The 15,018-nt window shown below is 59.5% G+C and carries 19 protein-coding genes and 1 tRNA gene; 12 read left to right on the plus strand and 8 right to left on the minus strand.

From position 1 onward, the window contains the following. The first annotated feature begins 38 nt into the window (after positions 1 to 38). Positions 39 to 488, plus strand: a complete 450-nt coding sequence (locus tag BUA42_RS05140; RefSeq protein ID WP_072776755.1) for an MmcB family DNA repair protein — start codon at positions 39 to 41, stop codon at positions 486 to 488. Here BUA42_RS05140 and BUA42_RS05145 read toward each other — a convergent pair. Beyond that, positions 472 to 666 (minus strand): DUF6324 family protein, encoded by a 195-nt coding sequence (locus tag BUA42_RS05145; RefSeq protein WP_072776566.1) that lies wholly within the window; start codon positions 664 to 666, stop codon positions 472 to 474. The two genes, BUA42_RS05140 and BUA42_RS05145, sit on opposite strands and share 17 nt — an antisense overlap. A 120-nt stretch (positions 667 to 786) precedes the next feature. Between BUA42_RS05145 and BUA42_RS05150 the strand changes: the two genes are divergently transcribed. The 4 genes from BUA42_RS05150 to BUA42_RS05165 all read left to right on the plus strand — a co-directional run bounded on the left by BUA42_RS05150 (position 787) and on the right by BUA42_RS05165 (position 3,054). Next, positions 787 to 1,698, plus strand: a complete 912-nt coding sequence (locus BUA42_RS05150) for a bifunctional helix-turn-helix transcriptional regulator/GNAT family N-acetyltransferase (RefSeq protein WP_143152615.1) — start codon at positions 787 to 789, stop codon at positions 1,696 to 1,698. After that, positions 1,695 to 2,180: a GNAT family N-acetyltransferase gene (locus tag BUA42_RS05155; RefSeq protein ID WP_072776567.1), complete on the plus strand. Its 486-nt coding sequence runs from the start codon at positions 1,695 to 1,697 to the stop codon at positions 2,178 to 2,180. Before BUA42_RS05150 ends, BUA42_RS05155 begins: the two co-directional genes overlap by 4 nt. A 51-nt stretch (positions 2,181 to 2,231) precedes the next feature. Further along, positions 2,232 to 2,308, plus strand: a tRNA-His gene (locus BUA42_RS05160). A 122-nt stretch (positions 2,309 to 2,430) separates the two neighbouring features. Then, the gene (locus BUA42_RS05165) at positions 2,431 to 3,054 is read left to right on the plus strand and encodes a hypothetical protein (protein WP_072776568.1); all 624 of its coding nucleotides are present in this window, start codon (positions 2,431 to 2,433) and stop codon (positions 3,052 to 3,054) included. Between the two features lie 5 nt (positions 3,055 to 3,059). On the opposite strand, the gene BUA42_RS05170 is transcribed toward BUA42_RS05165, so the two are convergent. Further along, entirely contained in the window at positions 3,060 to 3,377 is a 318-nt protein-coding gene (locus BUA42_RS05170; protein WP_072776569.1) for a DUF6476 family protein, read from the minus strand. On the opposite strand from BUA42_RS05170, the gene BUA42_RS05175 reads away from it, so the two are divergent. Continuing rightward, positions 3,376 to 4,413 (plus strand): RluA family pseudouridine synthase, encoded by a 1,038-nt coding sequence (locus BUA42_RS05175; RefSeq protein WP_072776570.1) that lies wholly within the window; start codon positions 3,376 to 3,378, stop codon positions 4,411 to 4,413. The two genes, BUA42_RS05170 and BUA42_RS05175, sit on opposite strands and share 2 nt — an antisense overlap. On the opposite strand, the gene BUA42_RS05180 is transcribed toward BUA42_RS05175, so the two are convergent. Further along, positions 4,397 to 5,071 (minus strand): DUF4386 domain-containing protein, encoded by a 675-nt coding sequence (locus tag BUA42_RS05180; RefSeq protein ID WP_072776757.1) that lies wholly within the window; start codon positions 5,069 to 5,071, stop codon positions 4,397 to 4,399. The two genes, BUA42_RS05175 and BUA42_RS05180, sit on opposite strands and share 17 nt — an antisense overlap. 273 nt (positions 5,072 to 5,344) lie before the next feature. On the opposite strand from BUA42_RS05180, the gene rpoH reads away from it, so the two are divergent. From rpoH to BUA42_RS05195, 3 genes are all read left to right on the plus strand, one after another. Further along, on the plus strand, positions 5,345 to 6,241 hold the full coding sequence (gene rpoH / locus BUA42_RS05185) for an RNA polymerase sigma factor RpoH (RefSeq protein WP_072776571.1): 897 nt from the start codon (positions 5,345 to 5,347) through the stop codon (positions 6,239 to 6,241). Positions 6,242 to 6,331: 90 nt separating this feature from the next. Continuing rightward, entirely contained in the window at positions 6,332 to 7,300 is a 969-nt protein-coding gene (locus tag BUA42_RS05190) for a Gfo/Idh/MocA family protein (protein WP_072776572.1), read from the plus strand. 310 nt (positions 7,301 to 7,610) lie between these two features. Further along, positions 7,611 to 8,255, plus strand: a complete 645-nt coding sequence (locus tag BUA42_RS05195; protein ID WP_245818964.1) for a glycoside hydrolase family 25 protein — start codon at positions 7,611 to 7,613, stop codon at positions 8,253 to 8,255. Between the two features lie 201 nt (positions 8,256 to 8,456). Here the strand turns inward: BUA42_RS05195 and phaZ are convergent, their stop codons facing one another. Next, positions 8,457 to 9,743, minus strand: a complete 1,287-nt coding sequence (gene phaZ, locus BUA42_RS05200) for a polyhydroxyalkanoate depolymerase (protein WP_072776574.1) — start codon at positions 9,741 to 9,743, stop codon at positions 8,457 to 8,459. Positions 9,744 to 9,854: 111 nt separating this feature from the next. On the opposite strand from phaZ, the gene BUA42_RS05205 reads away from it, so the two are divergent. The 3 genes from BUA42_RS05205 (at position 9,855) to phaR (ending at position 12,995) form a co-directional block, all read left to right on the plus strand. Continuing rightward, positions 9,855 to 11,648 (plus strand): PHA/PHB synthase family protein, encoded by a 1,794-nt coding sequence (locus tag BUA42_RS05205; RefSeq protein WP_072776758.1) that lies wholly within the window; start codon positions 9,855 to 9,857, stop codon positions 11,646 to 11,648. Between the two features lie 146 nt (positions 11,649 to 11,794). Continuing rightward, complete coding sequence (locus tag BUA42_RS05210) at positions 11,795 to 12,244, plus strand: phasin family protein (RefSeq protein ID WP_072776575.1); 450 nt, start codon at positions 11,795 to 11,797, stop codon at positions 12,242 to 12,244. 175 nt (positions 12,245 to 12,419) lie between these two features. Next, positions 12,420 to 12,995, plus strand: a complete 576-nt coding sequence (gene phaR, locus BUA42_RS05215; RefSeq protein WP_072776759.1) for a polyhydroxyalkanoate synthesis repressor PhaR — start codon at positions 12,420 to 12,422, stop codon at positions 12,993 to 12,995. Between the two features lie 2 nt (positions 12,996 to 12,997). Here phaR and BUA42_RS05220 read toward each other — a convergent pair whose 3' ends face one another. The 4 genes from BUA42_RS05220 to BUA42_RS05235 are packed head-to-tail and all read right to left on the minus strand — an operon-like array spanning position 12,998 to position 14,934. Further along, positions 12,998 to 13,897, minus strand: coding sequence for a hypothetical protein (locus BUA42_RS05220; protein ID WP_072776576.1), 900 nt, complete (start codon positions 13,895 to 13,897; stop codon positions 12,998 to 13,000). 11 nt (positions 13,898 to 13,908) lie between these two features. Further along, positions 13,909 to 14,400 carry a DUF2244 domain-containing protein gene (locus BUA42_RS05225; protein WP_072776577.1) on the minus strand — a complete coding sequence of 164 codons (492 nt, stop codon included), beginning with the start codon at positions 14,398 to 14,400 and terminating at the stop codon, positions 13,909 to 13,911. A 9-nt stretch (positions 14,401 to 14,409) separates the two neighbouring features. Further along, on the minus strand, positions 14,410 to 14,709 hold the full coding sequence (locus BUA42_RS05230; protein ID WP_072776578.1) for a CcdB family protein: 300 nt from the start codon (positions 14,707 to 14,709) through the stop codon (positions 14,410 to 14,412). A gap of 3 nt (positions 14,710 to 14,712) precedes the next feature. Then, entirely contained in the window at positions 14,713 to 14,934 is a 222-nt protein-coding gene (locus BUA42_RS05235; protein WP_072776579.1) for a type II toxin-antitoxin system CcdA family antitoxin, read from the minus strand. Positions 14,935 to 15,018 lie beyond the last annotated feature (84 nt).

Genomic DNA, 15,018 nt, shown 5'->3' on the forward strand with positions numbered 1-15,018 from the left:
GCTTGATTTTTGTTCACACTTTGTTCATCTTTCCCCACATGCGTGACGATCTTCAACCCGGACAGTTTCTGGCGCGCGGCGTGTGCCGCCATCTGGCGAGCCACGGCTTCTCGGTCGTGGAGGAGTTCGTGCCGGATCGCGGTTTGCGTGTGGACGTGATGGCGCTTGGCCCGAAGGGTGAGGTCTGGGTCGTCGAATGCAAGTCATCCCGCGCCGATTTTCAGTCGGATCAGAAATGGCAGGGCTATCTGGAGTGGTGCGACCGGTATTTCTGGGCCGTCGATCTGGAGTTCCCGACCGAGTTGCTGCCTGCCGAGACGGGGTTGATCATTGCCGATGCGTATGACGCCGAGATTGTGCGAATGGCTCCGGAGGACAAGCTGGCCGCGGCGCGGCGGAACAAGCTGATCCGCAAGTTCGCGACCCACGCGGCGCGGCGTCTGCACGCGCTGCGGGACCCGGAGGCGCAGCTTAACGCTTGGGCTTGACCTTGCGCGCGGCCTGCGCGGCGAGGCGGATTTCTTCAGCGATTTCCTCGGCCTCTTCGGGGGAAAAGTCCATCGGGATCTCGGCACCATCAGCGGCCACGAAGAGGCGTACCATTCCCTGATCGGTGGGGCCGATTTGCAGGTTGGCTTCGATATCGCGTTCGTCGTTGATGCCCATGACCCATCTCCTTCGCTGGACGGTGCAGTAGCGAAACCGGGGGTTTCTCGCAAGGGCGGGATTTTGCTTGACTGAAGCAAGGATAAATCCTTGACTGCAGCAAGCAATTTGGAGGCCGCCTTGGATCGTATCGACAATTTCCGTGCGCTGACACGCGATATGACCCGCGCGGTCGGCATGTTCGGGTCGCAACTTGCGGGGAGTGACCTGACGCTGACCGAAGTGCGGGTCTTCTATGAGATTGGAGAGCGGGAGTGGACCGGGCGGGCTCTGGCCGAGTACCTGGGGCTGGACGAAGGTTATGTCAGCCGGATCGTCTCGAAATTCGAGCGGCGGCGCTGGGTTGTGCGGAGGGTTTCGGAGTCTGACCGGCGCGTCCGGGTTTTGTCAGTGACACCCGAGGGCCGCGCGGAGCGGGCGGTTCTGGTGGAGCGGATGCGGGTGCGCGCCGGAGCCTTGCTGGGTGATGTACCGGAGGTCAACGCATTGCACACGGATGAAGCGGTCGGCCGGTTGCGGCATCACCTCGCGGGGGACGCGATTGCGGAGACGCCGGTGATCTATCGCGATCTGACCCCCGGGGAATCGGGCTGGTTGATCCAACGCTTTAGCGAATTCGCGCGGTTGACCTACGGGTTCGATGCCGGGTTCGAGGCGTTGGTGGCGGAAATCTTGGTGGGCTATCTGCGCAACCACGATCCCACGCGGGACCGGGTCTGGATTGCAGAGCGCGCGGGGCTGCGGCTGGGCACGATCATGTGCGTGCATTCAGACGATCCGGACATCTCCAAGCTGCGGTTGTTTTTCGTCGATCCGCTGGCGCGCGGGCAGGGGATCGGAGCGGAGCTGGTGGACCGTTGTATCGCGTTCGCGCGGGAGGCGGGGTACGGCAAAATGGTGCTTTGGACGCAAGGCCAGTTGCACGGGGCGATCCGGCTTTACGAACGGGCCGGGTTCGTTTGCGTCGATCGACAGACCGAGACTGACTTCGGGCAGACGGTGGAGAACCAGAGCTGGGAGCTGCTGCTGTGAGCGGTGATGTGCAGCTGCGGGCGTACGGTCAGGAGGATTTCGACTGGCTCGTCGAGCTGCACCGCGTGCATTACCGCGAGGTCGACGGGTTCGACGACACCTTCGCGCCTTTGGTGGCGTCGATCCTGCGGGCGTTTCAGGACGAGCATGACCCGGCCTGTGAGCGCGGCTGGATTGCGGAGCGGGATGGCGTTCCGGTTGGCAGCATCTTTTGCGTGCGGCTGGACGAGGGCACGGCCAAGCTGCGTCTCTTTCTATTGGCACCCGAAGCGCGGGGGCAGGGGGTGGGCACGCAGTTGTTGACGGCGTGCATGGGGTTCGCGCGGGACATGGGATACCGGAAGATGCAGCTCTGGACGCATGAAAGCCATACGGCGGCCTGTGCGCTATATCGGAAATTCGGCTGGACCTGCACTTCGTCGAAGCCGGTGCACAGCTTTGGCGTTGATCTGGTGGAGCAGGCCTGGGAGATCGCGCTTTGACGCAGTTGGGTCTTGCATTGCTTTTGGCCTGCCGTTATCCCGCCGCGTAGTGCCGACATAGCTCAGTTGGTTAGAGCGCTTGATTGTGGATCAAGAGGTCCCCCGTTCGAGCCGGGGTGTCGGTACCATTTCACCAAATGCCGCGTTGTCAATTTGGCATTAGTTCGAATTGCATTTGATCGTATTGCTGTTCAAAATGCATTCTTGTTGGTTCCACATTTCCGCGTAACCGTTCTGCAGTATATTCGTAATGACACCGGGTATCGGTGTATTTGAGGATTTGATTATGATTATTGTAAGGATTTGGCAGCCCAATAAGGTTGGTGTGGGGCATGCGTCTGCGCAGTGTTTTCTCGACGGAAATCCCAACTACATTTCGTGGTGGCCTGATTTTGGGGACAAGAAGGATAGTGCGCCGGGCCGGGCTTTAGAGCGATACAACGAAGATGTGGAAATGGAAGGCAGACCAAGCGATTGGCACACAACCATAAAGGGGCTCAACGAGCGCAAAGGCTTGGAATGGTGGCATTCATTCTCGGGCAATCCAACGAGTACTTATGATGTCAGAGGCACGAACTGCTCTTGGGCTATCGCTACCTTTTTGCTCAAATGCGGTGCAGGCGAAAAATATTCGCTCGGTCAGCATGCATACAACGTCACGACTATAGCACCAAATCTTGGCGGATTCGGGCACATCTTGGCTTCAATACGCGCAATCAACCCTTATTCTGACATGGGCGCAAAGGTCGAATACGCAGATTACTACTCAGCGGTCTGGACTCCGGCTGATGTTCTGAGGATCGCCAACATCTGCAGTGGCAAGCGTGCTGAGGACGGACTAGCTGCCGCCAAAGCGACAGCGTTGAGGCACTAAGCGGATTAGTCCGACTCTGACGAGACAACGACATTAATAACCTGCAACAGCCGCCCGCTGTCGCGGGCGAAGATCAGGATTTGGTCATCCTCGGTCACTACGGCGTACCAGTTGCGGGCCTGTGTGAAGGCTGTAGCGGTGGTGCCGTCGGGCAGAGTGATCGTGTCCGGCAAAGGTGTGGCGCTTTGTTGCGTGCGGATGACAATCAATGCGGTGATGAGTATGACACCGCCAATCATCACAGCGGTCAGGACCGTCACGAGCCGGCGCAGGAAGCGCAGGTTGGCGGGTTCGGGGGCCGGGTCTTCGGGGGCGTTTTCCATGTCTGATCCCGTCTTGCACGTCACCATTGGCGCGTCACCGCCTGCGCGCCTTGATAAGGCTTTGGCGCGAGACGTGCCAGAGGCGGCGGCGCTGTCGCGGACACGGCTGGCGCGTTTGATTTCGGACGGTGCCGTGTCGCGGGAGGGTGCGGTCCTCGATGACCCGAAAGCGCGGGTGGCCGAGGGGGACGTGATCGAGATCGCGGTGCCGGAGGTCGTTGAAAGCCATATCGCGCCAGAGGATTTGCCGCTTGATGTGCGGTACGAAGATGAAGATCTGATCGTCGTCATGAAGCCTGCAGGCATGGTGGTTCATCCGGCACCGGGCACACCGTCGGGCACTTTGGTGAACGCGCTGTTGCATCATTTCGGTGGAAACCTGTCCGGGGTCGGCGGTGTTGGGCGACCGGGTATCGTGCACCGGATCGACAAGGATACAAGCGGGCTTTTGGTGGTGGCCAAGTCGGACCGCGCGCATCACGGGCTGGCGGAACAATTCGCCGCGCATTCGGTCGAGCGTGTGTATCAGGCGCTGGTCTACGGCGTGCCGGATCCGGGTGATCCGCGCCTGCGCGGTGTGCGCGGGGTCTCGATAGAGCCGGGGTCCGTGATCAAGATCACCAGCGATCTGGCGCGGCATAAGACCGACCGCCAGCGGCAGGCGGTGTTTTTCGGCCACGGCAAACATGCCATCACGCGCGTGCGCGTTGTCGTGCCATTCGGCACGCCGCCGCAGGTGGCGCTGGTGGAATGCCGGTTGGAGACGGGCCGGACGCATCAGATCCGCGTGCATCTGGCCCATGCGGGCCACGGGCTGATCGGTGACGCGGTCTATGGCGGACGGCGCAAGATCGCAAAGGGCGCTTTGCCGGATGTGGCCATGGAGGCCGTGGACAGGTTCGACCGGCAGGCGTTGCACGCGGCGGTGCTGGGGTTCACGCATCCGGTGACCGGTGACGCGCTTCGGTTCGAAGCGGAAGTGCCGGACGACATGGCCGACCTGATCGCCGCATTGCAGGTCAAAGACGCCCCGTGATCAGAAGCCAGAGACATAAGGCGACTTCGGCGAGAATGCAGATCAGGTAGGCGGGTTGGAAGACCACCAGCCAGTCTGGGGCAGTGAGGCGCAACAGGCCGCCTGTAATATACACAACCCCGGCCGCTGCGATGCCGATGGAAATCATCCGGGGCAGAGCGGTCACTTTCAGGAAAATGAGCGCCATCAAAAAGCAGTTCACGCCGAACAGGATCAGCCCCAGATCGTAACCGCCTGCATGGGCTTGGACGGCGGCAAGAACAAGGTCTTGCTGGTTCTTTGTTACAAGCCCGGGCACGGCGGCGAGAAGGACCAGAGAGGCGGCGATCACAGTGGCTTGCATCAAACGGAACACCATGGCCGAGAGGGCCAGGATTGGGGCGCGGTCGCTGAGCAGGGCGAAAAACACAAGCGCGAGGGCGATGTCCGCGAGCAACATGACGACATCGCCCACCAAGCCGGCGCGGAACATGCCCATGGATGCAGCGATGGCGTCGATGGTGGTGGTGGCGTCACCGGAGGACAGGAGCGGGCCGCGAAACACGAACTCTGCCGAGAGCCCAGAGAGGATGATGACGAGATATAGCAGTCCGGCCAGCCGAACTGCGGGCTTTGATGCGGATCGGGTCCCGACGGGGTGCGGCGATGCGGCGGTCACGGTGTTTGAGCCTTCGGTGAAATAAGGACCAGCGTAGCGCAGACCCTGCAACGGGGAAAAGGCGCTTGTGGTTGCGGGAATCAGCTTTCGCGACGTGCCGGTCGATCACGGGTTTGCGAGGCTGAAACAAACGTCCCATGTGCGTGAGAGCACTGACATTAGGCTTACGCCGCGGTGTCTGTGCGTTAAATTAGAATTAACGCGAAGACTTGAAACTGACGTGCGCGATACCAAATTTAATGTTAAGCGCATAAACATTGGAGGGACATGGGTATGGCGAACTATGCAAATCTCCCGGCCCCGTCGCCGGAAGCTGGCCTGAGCCGGTATCTGCAGGAAATCCGGAAATTCCCGCTCTTGGAGCCGGAAGAAGAATACATGCTGGCCAAACGCTGGGTCGAGCAGGAAGACACCGAAGCGGCGCACAAGATGGTGACATCGCACCTGCGCCTCGCGGCGAAGATTGCCATGGGCTACCGTGGCTATGGCCTGCCGCAGGCCGAGGTGATTTCGGAAGCGAATGTCGGCCTGATGCAGGCGGTAAAGCGGTTTGACCCGGAAAAGGGCTTCCGTCTTGCGACTTACGCCATGTGGTGGATTCGCGCCTCGATCCAGGAATACATCCTGCGGTCCTGGTCGCTGGTGAAGCTTGGCACGACCTCGGCACAGAAGAAGCTGTTCTTCAACCTGCGTAAGGCGAAATCGCGCATCGGCGCGCTGGAAGATGGCGACTTGCGGCCGGAACACGTGGCGAAGATCGCCCATGATCTGGGTGTGAACGAGGACGAAGTGATCTCCATGAACCGGCGTTTGTCGGGTGGTGATGCGTCCCTGAACGCGACCGTGGGATCCGACGGCGAAGGTGCCATGCAGTGGCAGGACTGGCTCGAAGACGAAGGCGCCGACCAGGCCGGTGATTACGAAGAGCGGGACGAACTGGAAGCGCGGCGCGAATTGCTGGCGCAGGCGATGGACGTGCTCAATGACCGCGAGAAAGATATCCTTACGCAGCGGCGCCTGGCCGAGAAGGCGGTGACGCTTGAGGAGCTGTCGGGTCAGTATGACGTCAGCCGGGAACGAATCCGCCAGATCGAGGTGCGTGCATTCGAGAAGCTGCAAAAGCGGATGCGCGATCTTGCAAAGGAGCAGGGGCTTCTGACAAGCGCCTGATCTCCACTTGATCTCCTCCCTGAGATGCGCCGGGCCTGTGCCCGGCGTTTTTCTGTGTTAGGGCTACCGAAAACGCGCGGAGGGGCGATCATGGCGGCCATCAGATGGGGTATATTGGGTGCGGCGAAGTTCGCACGCGAGCAGATGGGTCCGGCGATCAATGCCGCGCGGGATACGCAACTGGTGGCTTTGGCCACGTCCGATCCGGCGAAAGCCGCGCCGTTTCAGGCGATTGCGCCGGGGTTGCGGGTGTTCGACAGCTATGAGGCATTGCTCGCGGACCCGGAGATCGATGCGGTCTATGTGCCCTTGCCAAATACGCTGCATGTGGAGTGGACGCGCAAAGCAATGGAGGCGGGAAAGCACGTGCTGACCGAGAAGCCGATTGCGATGCGCGCAGACGAGATCGACGGGTTGATCGCACTGCGCGATCGAACCGGGCTGGTGGCAGCGGAGGCTTACATGATCGTGCACCACCCGCAGTGGCACCAGGTGCGCGACTGGTTGCAGACCGGTGCGATTGGCGACCTGCGCCGGGTGTCGGCCACGTTCACCTATGACAATTCCAGCGACCCGGACAACATTCGGAATGCAGTGGAGACCGGCGGCGGGAGCCTGCCGGATATCGGCGTTTACACACTGGGATGCGCGCGCTTCGTCACCGGGCAGGAGCCATCGGATATTCTCTTTGCCGATATCCGGCGCGAGAACGGGGTCGAGGTGCGGGCCGAAGCGGTGGCGCAGTTCGACGGCTTCACGCTGACCTCGCTGACCTCGATGCGGATGCTGCGATATCAGTCGGTGACGTTCCAGGGCACCGAGGGCGTGGTCGAGGTGCCGGTGCCGTTCAATCCGTTGGGCTATGGCGATGCGGAGGTTCGGTTGATGCGCAAATCGGGACCGGTTGAGGTGTTCCGGTATCCCGGTGTGAACCAATACGTGCTGCAGGTCGAAGCCTTCGGTGCAGCGGTGCGCGGTGAGGCGCCCTATCCCTGCTCGCTGGAGTTCAGCCGCGGGACTCAAGCGTTTATCGATATGATCTGGGCGGCGGAACGATAGGTCTGCACCTTGCGGGTCAGGATCAAGTGTACGAGCCCGTTGGACGGGTCGAGCCACCGGTGCAATGTCCTGAATTAGGTTTCAAAAACGACGATGCCGGGATGCTTTTCTGCTGGCGGTGGCGTTGGCCCGAAAGGGGACCATCAATTCGATGAAATGCTGCCTCATTCCTGCAAAACTACCCGAATAGGAAGGTTCAACGGCGAGGCTTAAGTCCCTTGGACGCTATGCAATCCAAGGGCAAAACGCGTGAGGGACAATGAAAGCTTTCCTGAACCATTTCGGGGCATGTGTGGTCGGCATTTGCCTGATGTCGAGTTCCACCCAAGCGATTGCAGACACTACTCAACGACTGACGGGGATCGATTTGTCCCATCACAACACTGTATCTGATTGGTCTGCAATAACGTCCGCTGAACTTTCCTTTGTCATTCTGAAGGCTACGGACGGAATGGATTATCTGGACCCCACCTTTGCGGACCGGTTCGAGACATTGGGGACTTTGGGCTTGGTCAGGGGCGCTTATCATTTCTACGAGACCAACGACGCCCCCGAGGTTCAAGCAAGCTGGTTTATTGAGAATGTCGGCCTTAGAGCGGGTGACCTGCCGCCGGTTGTCGACATAGAGCGGGTGAAGGCTCCGGTCAGAGAAGGACTTCAGGACGAGTTCAAAGTCTTTCTCGACATGCTCGAAGATCACTATGGCATGAAGCCGATCATCTATACGGGTCCCGACTTCTGGACGCATGTGATGAAGGAGCACCTACCACATTATCCGCTCTGGATCGCGCAGTATGGCGTAGACACTCCTGAAATCCCCGACGGTTGGGGGAACTGGACATTATGGCAGTATACTGACGCCCACGTTGTCCCAGGGATCAACGGTGAAACCGACGGCAACCATTTCAACGGCGGGATTGACGACCTCCGATCGGTGCTTCTGATCGACGGTTAGGGGTAATTTCGGCTCCCCGGCACCGGAACCGGGTATCTGCGCCGTTGAAGCGCATATGCGCTTTCTTCGGCCGTGCCGACATCACTCGCACACAAGATTCGTGAGGCGGCGTGTCGCGGTTTCCTCATCGCGGACATGGGCGAGGGCTCGGACGTCACGATGGAACGAAAAAGGGCCGATCCTGAGATCAGCCCTTTCGTATCATGCGGCGTTGGTGTTGGCCGGTTTTTGACTGGCCTTTTTCGCCTTAGGCGCGTCGCCCGCGTTGCTGTCGATGAAATCGAGCACCAGTGGGCGGATGTTGTTGCGCCAGCTTTTGCCGGCGAAGATGCCGTAGTGGCCGGCGCCCGGTTCAACGTGGCTCGCCTTCATGTTGTCCGGCAGTCCGGTGCAAAGGCCGAGGGCGGCGATGCATTGGCCGGGGGCCGAAATGTCGTCATTTGCGCCTTCGACGGTTTTGACCGCGACGTTGGTAATGGCGCCCATGTCGACCTTGTGGCCTTTGACCACGAATTCGTTCTTCGCGATTTCGCGTTTCTTGAAGATGCGGTCTACTGTGGACAGGTAGAATTCTGCCGGCATGTCCATCACGGCGAGGTATTCGTCGTAGAAGCGATTATGCGGATCGTGATCCGACGCGTCGCCACGCATGACGTTCTGGATCTGATTGGTGAAGGCGTTCGAGTGGCGTTCGCCGTTCATCGAAATGAACGAGGCAAGCTGCAGCAGGCCAGGATAAACCATGCGGCCGACGCCCTTGTACTTGAAGCCAACGCGCTGGATCATGGTCTCTTCGAGCTGACCCATGGTTACGCGGCGCCCGAAGTCGGTGACATCCGTTGGTGTCGCGTCCGGGTCCACCGGGCCGCCGATCAGCGTGAGCGTGCGGGGCTGGGCGTCTGGTTCAAGCTCGGCAAGGTAAGCGGTTGCGGCCAGTGTCAGCGGTACTGGTTGGCACACGGCGACGACGTTGGTGTCCGGTCCAAGCTCTTTCATGAAGTCCATGAGGTAGAGGGTGTAATCCTCCACATCGAACTTGCCGGCGCTGACGGGAATGTCGCGGGCATTGTGCCAGTCTGTCACGTACACTTCGCAGTTCACGATGAGAGATTTGACTGTGGACCGCAGGAGCGTCGCATAGTGGCCGGACATCGGCGCAACGAGAAGAATCTTGCGCGGCTGCTCTTCGCGGCCGACCACGTTGAAGTGGATCAGATCGCCGAAGGGACGTTCGACTATAGTATCAACCGAGACCAGATGATCCTTGCCGTCTTCACAGGTGAACGTCCGAATCCCCCAGTCGGGTTTGACGACCATGCGCTCGAATGTACGTTCGGTCACCTCGCCCCAGGCGGCGAGCCATTGCATGCCCGGGTTCGGTATCATCGCCCAGGCGGGATACGAGGCCATGGTTTTCGCGGTTGCGCCAAGCCATTGATTTGTATTGCGAAACGTCTCCATGAGATCGTAGGTCATCATGTAACGCATAGAGGCATCTCCTTCAGCATGAACCCTTTGACCGGGCCAATTCGTCGCTTTGCCTCCCCATGCGAGCGACTGTATTCTGCATGGCAGCATGCATAGGGGGGAATGTTGGCCATGACAACTACAGACGTCGCCGCACCAGAAATGAGCGCGGAACTTGAGGCCAATTTGCAAAAGATCGAAACACTGACTCAGCGGCTGATGTCCGCGTTGTCGAACAAGAGGCAAATCAATCCGTCGCTGCACGGTCCGGACGCGGCGCTTTACGGAAAAGCGATGCAGGCCTACTGGGCGGAATGGCTGCAGAACCCCGCGAAAATCCTTGAGCATCAGATCGAGTATTGGGGCAAATCGGTCACCCATTACGTGGAGGCGCAGCAAGCGCTGGCGAAGGGCAAGCTGCAAGCGCCGGAGGATCCGGGCCCAAAGGATCGGCGGTTTCAGAATCCGCTTTGGGATGAACACCCGTACTTCAATTTCATAAAGCAACAGTATCTGATCAACGCCGAAGCGATCCGCACGGCGGTCGAGGATATCGACGATCTGGATGCGACCGAGAAGAAGCGTCTGCGCTATTTCGCACAGCAAATCGTGGACATGTTCGCGCCGACGAATTTCCTCGCTACCAATCCGGATGCCCTGCAAAAGGCGCTGGAGACGGAGGGCGAAAGCCTTGTTCACGGGCTTGAGAACCTTGTCGCGGACCTTGAGGCCAATAATGGCGAGCTGGTCGTTCGGCTGGCCGATGAGGGCGCGTTCAGGATCGGTGAGAACATCGCCACCGCCGAGGGTGAGGTGGTCTATCGCAACCATATGATGGAGCTGATCCAGTATGCACCGACCACGGAGAAAGTGCATGAGACGCCCATCGTGCTGTTCCCGCCCTGGATCAACAAGTTCTACATTCTCGATCTGAAGCCGGAGAATTCGTTCATCCGCTGGGTGGTCGATCAGGGTTACACGCTTTTCGTGGTCAGCTGGATCAATCCGGATGAGAGCTACAAGGATGTGGGTCTGGAGACCTATATCGAGGATGGCTACCTGCGCGCCTTCGAAGAGGTCAAATCGATCTGCAACGTCGATAAGGTGAATGCGATCGGGTACTGCATCGCAGGGACGACGCTGAACCTGACCCTGTCGCTGATGAAGCAGCGCGGGGATAAAACGGTCAAATCGGCGACCTTTTTCACCACGCTCACCGATTTCTCGGATCAGGGCGAGTTCACGCCGTTCCTGCAGAACGATTTCATTGACGGGATCGAGGCCGAGATCGGCGATACGGGCATTCTCAAATCGTTCATCATGGCGCGGACGTTCAGCTATTTGCGGTCGAACGATCTGATCTACGGTCCCGCGATCAAGAGCTACATGATGGGCGAGACGCCACCGGCGTTCGATCTGCTTTACTGGAACGGCGACGGGGCGAATTTGCCGGGTAAGATGGCGATCCAATATCTGCGGGGTCTATGCCAGGACAACAAGTTCGCGGAGGGCGGGTTCGAGCTGATGGGCGAAACGCTCAGCCTCAAGGACGTGGATGTGCCGATCTGTTCGATTGCCTGCGAGACCGATCATATTGCGGCATGGAAGGACTGTTACCGCGGGGTGCAGCAGATGGGCTCCAAGTCGAAGCAGTTCATCGTCTCCGAGTCGGGTCACATCGCCGGGATCGTGAACCCGCCAACCAAGAAGAAATACGGCCATTATTCAAATGACGACCTGTCCCTGCCCGCGGACAAGTGGCTGGAAGGGGCGGAGTATACCGAAGGGTCGTGGTGGCCGGTCTGGGAAAAATGGCTGGCCAAGCGCGCGGGTAAGTGGATCAAGGCGCGCACGCCGGGTGACAAGGCGCATCCGACCCTGGCTCCAGCTCCGGGGACCTATGTGCGGGTCAAGGCCACCGCCTAAGCCTGCCATAACCTTCTTTACCCTGCGACACTTTGGCATGCTGCAGTGCAGAAAAAGGGTTGAAATGCTGCAGTGCGGCATGTATATATTCTGCATCTGCAAAACACAGCGGGGTGGGCCCGCCGAGCAGGAAAGGATTTTGAACGATGGCAAAGACACCTGACATGACCGCGACCCTGAAAGAGATGATGGGCGCATTCCCGGTTGACACGAAAGCAATGGAAGACGCTTTCAAGACAACAGCAACTCTGAACGAGAAGCTGTCGCACGTTGCTCTGGAAGCAGCTGAGAAGTCGACAGAAATCTCCGCCAAGTGGACCAAAGACACGCTCGCCAAGCTGGGCGACATGTCCAAGGCGAAGACAGAGCCGGCAGACTACGCCAAGGCGATGACCGATTTCGCGTCCGCTCAGGCAGAAGTTGCTGCCGAGAACATGGCGGCCTTCGCTGAGATCGCGAAGAAAGTCCAGATGGACACAGTCGAGCTGATGATGGCTGCAGGCAAAGACCTGTCGGAAGACGCAACAGCCGCTGTCAAGAAAGCGACTGCTGACGCAACTGCCGCTGCCAAGAAGGCAACTGCTGCTGCGAAGTAAGCACCGTTAAGAATTAGCGTTCTCTCCTCCCAAATCTGGAACGCTACATTCTGGCCGGGTCCCTTGTGGATCCGGCCTTTTTTCTTTTCGGCCATATGGTTGTGCGACAATGCTTTCTTTTTGTGCTGCGTGTGCGTAAGCTGCAATGCAGCGCTGGCTTTCCGGGGAGGGGACCTTGGCCGATACAGAAAAACCATTACTGATCAAACGTTACGCGAGTCGGCGTTTGTACAACACCGAGACCTCGGATTACGTGACGCTTGAGGATATCGCGACGTTCATCCGGGACGGGCGCGAGGTGCAGATCGTCGATCTGAAGTCAGGCGACGATCTCACGCGGCAATATCTTTTGCAGATCATCGCTGAACACGAAAGCCGTGGCGAAAGCGTGTTGCCGACCAATGTCCTGAACGATCTGGTGCGCAGTTACACGACGCAGGCGACGAGCGCCGTGCCGCAGTTTCTTGCGGCGAGTTTCGAGATGTTCCGCGACAGCCAGTCCAAGTGGATGGAGAACATGAACAAGGCTAACCCGATGGCGGGCATGCCCGGGTTCGAGGCGCTTCAGGCACAGCAGGAAGCGTTTCTCAAGGCCATGACGGGCGGAATGGGGAGCCAGTGGTCCGGCCCATCACCGGAGGAGACAGGGGCCCCATCACCGGAAGCACCGGCGGAGTCCGACGATCTGGATGCCATCAAGTCCCAGTTGGCGGAGCTACAGAAACAGCTCTCCAAGATAGACAAGAAATAAGCCTAGTCCAGTTCGAAGTCAGCGCGGATTCGGGTCAGCCGCTGTGCGTCTGAAATGTGGTATTTCTGAACAAACCGGGTCTTGTAGCCGACGCGGCCGCGCCGGGCCCCGAAGTTTTCACCGTGATTGAGCATGTAGAGCACCGCCGGGTATGACAGCGGTGTGAGAGGCTGTCCGGCAAGCCGAGCAAGGTAGGGAAACATGCGATGTTCGTGCTGCGTCATCTCGGTGAGGAAGGCGGTTGAGGCTGGCTCACGCGGGTCGTGGAAGAGCGCGGCGCAACTGCCGCAGAGTTTCCAAAACGGTTTGCGCATCGGTGCGCTGAGGCTGCGTGTGTCCGCGAGCGCGATCTCTTGCGTGGAGACGTCCATGACGAGACCGGACTGCACGAGGTACCCGCCCGAAGCTTGGCGTGTCAGCATCTCGTCCACGGTATCAGGGTGAAGAAGATCGTCGGCGTCGAAGGACATGACGTAGCCGGGTGTTTCCGTCAGGTCGGGCAGCGCCTCGTTCAGCAGCCGCAGCTTCCGCCATTTGTCATTCCCCGCAGCCGGGTCGGTGAAGGGCAGGTAGGAGATGCGGGGGTCGTCGGGCAGGTTCGGACGCTCCTGACAACAGATCGCAACGGTCCAGTTGGGATTGGTCTGGCGTTGGAAGGTCCCGAGCGTGGCGGTCAGGCGATGTGTGACCGCGTCCCAGTCTGAGACATGGTGCGGACCGACAAGGGGGATCAGAAAGGTCAGATGATCCGCGTGGCTCTTTTCAAGGGATTTGGCGCGCAGGGTGAGAGCGGCGTTCTCTGACGCGGCCATGCCCGGCGTTGGGGCAATCTGGCCCAGCCATTCGGCGCGCAGCAGGTGCCAGGCGCGGGTGAGTTTCGGAACGGCGGGAACCTGTGCCATGGGGCCTCGGATCAGGGATGTGCGATGCGCGCGACTTTGTCCTTGAGTTCCGCGTACAACACCTTGCGTTCGTCTTCGCTGAGAAACGCGCCGATCTCAACCTCTCTTCCCGCGCCGGACAGGGTCACGTAGTGCGGCACGGGGCCACCCTTTTCGTGCAGGTTGACCTGTGTCCAGTAGGGATTGCAGCGCCATTCCTGTGCGCTGCCCTTCGGGTTCTGGCGCGACAGGTGCAGGTCGTCCGGCGTGAGTGTCAGCACTTCGAGGATTTGCAGGTCCCGTTCGTTGCGCCTGAGCGCGTACCACATCGCACCGAGCGCGAGCAGGAGGAAGGGCAGGATACCCCAGAGCAGCACGGTGCCGATCAGGCCGTAGAGCGGGATCGTCGACAAGGTGAAAATGCCAAGGATCGTCGCCGCAAATCCGTGCGCCGGTAGCGACTGGTGCGGCCAGAGGCGCAATTCGGCAGTGTTGGTGTGGGTTTCCGTCCAGGTATAGGGCATCGTGCGCCTTCAGTAATCGGTGAGCAGCAGATCGGTGGCGCGGATGATCTCGTCGCGCTGGTGGGCGGCAGAGCCGATATAGGTTCCGAGTTCCTGTCTGGTCAATGTCGCCATCTGCGTCATCTGTACACGCAGCGAGATGTCCCCGAGGGCCAGTTTCGGTGAAAGGTTCTTCAAGGGTGGATCGGGCCAGTCGTCCGGCACCAGTCTTGCAACAACGCGCGTGGCGAGACTGTCAAACGTATCGCTTTGCAGCACGAGGACATAGGTGTCATTGGTTGTTCGATAGACATCGAATTGGCGCGCCATGCTTCACCATTTCCGGTAAGCATCAAGCGGGAGGCCTTCTGCCTCGACACGCTTGTTGTAAGCTTGGATCGCATCCTTGTTTTCCTCTTTCCAGCGTTCGGCTTCGGCCTTCCGCACGTCTTGCTCAATCCCAGCTTCGGCGGCGCGGGAGAGGTTCACGCCGACGCGCTTGGCGCGGGCGATGAGGTCTGCGTCGAGGCTGATGCTGGTGGATTTGCGGGGCATGGGCGCGTCTCCTTTGTGAATTAATCTACCGGAAAACGTACCCGATCTCAATGGTAGGTTCGTTAACAGAAAAGGCCCCGGCGG

It is taken from the genome of Marivita hallyeonensis, assembly GCF_900129875.1.
Classification (GTDB): Bacteria; Pseudomonadota; Alphaproteobacteria; order Rhodobacterales; family Rhodobacteraceae; genus Marivita; species Marivita hallyeonensis.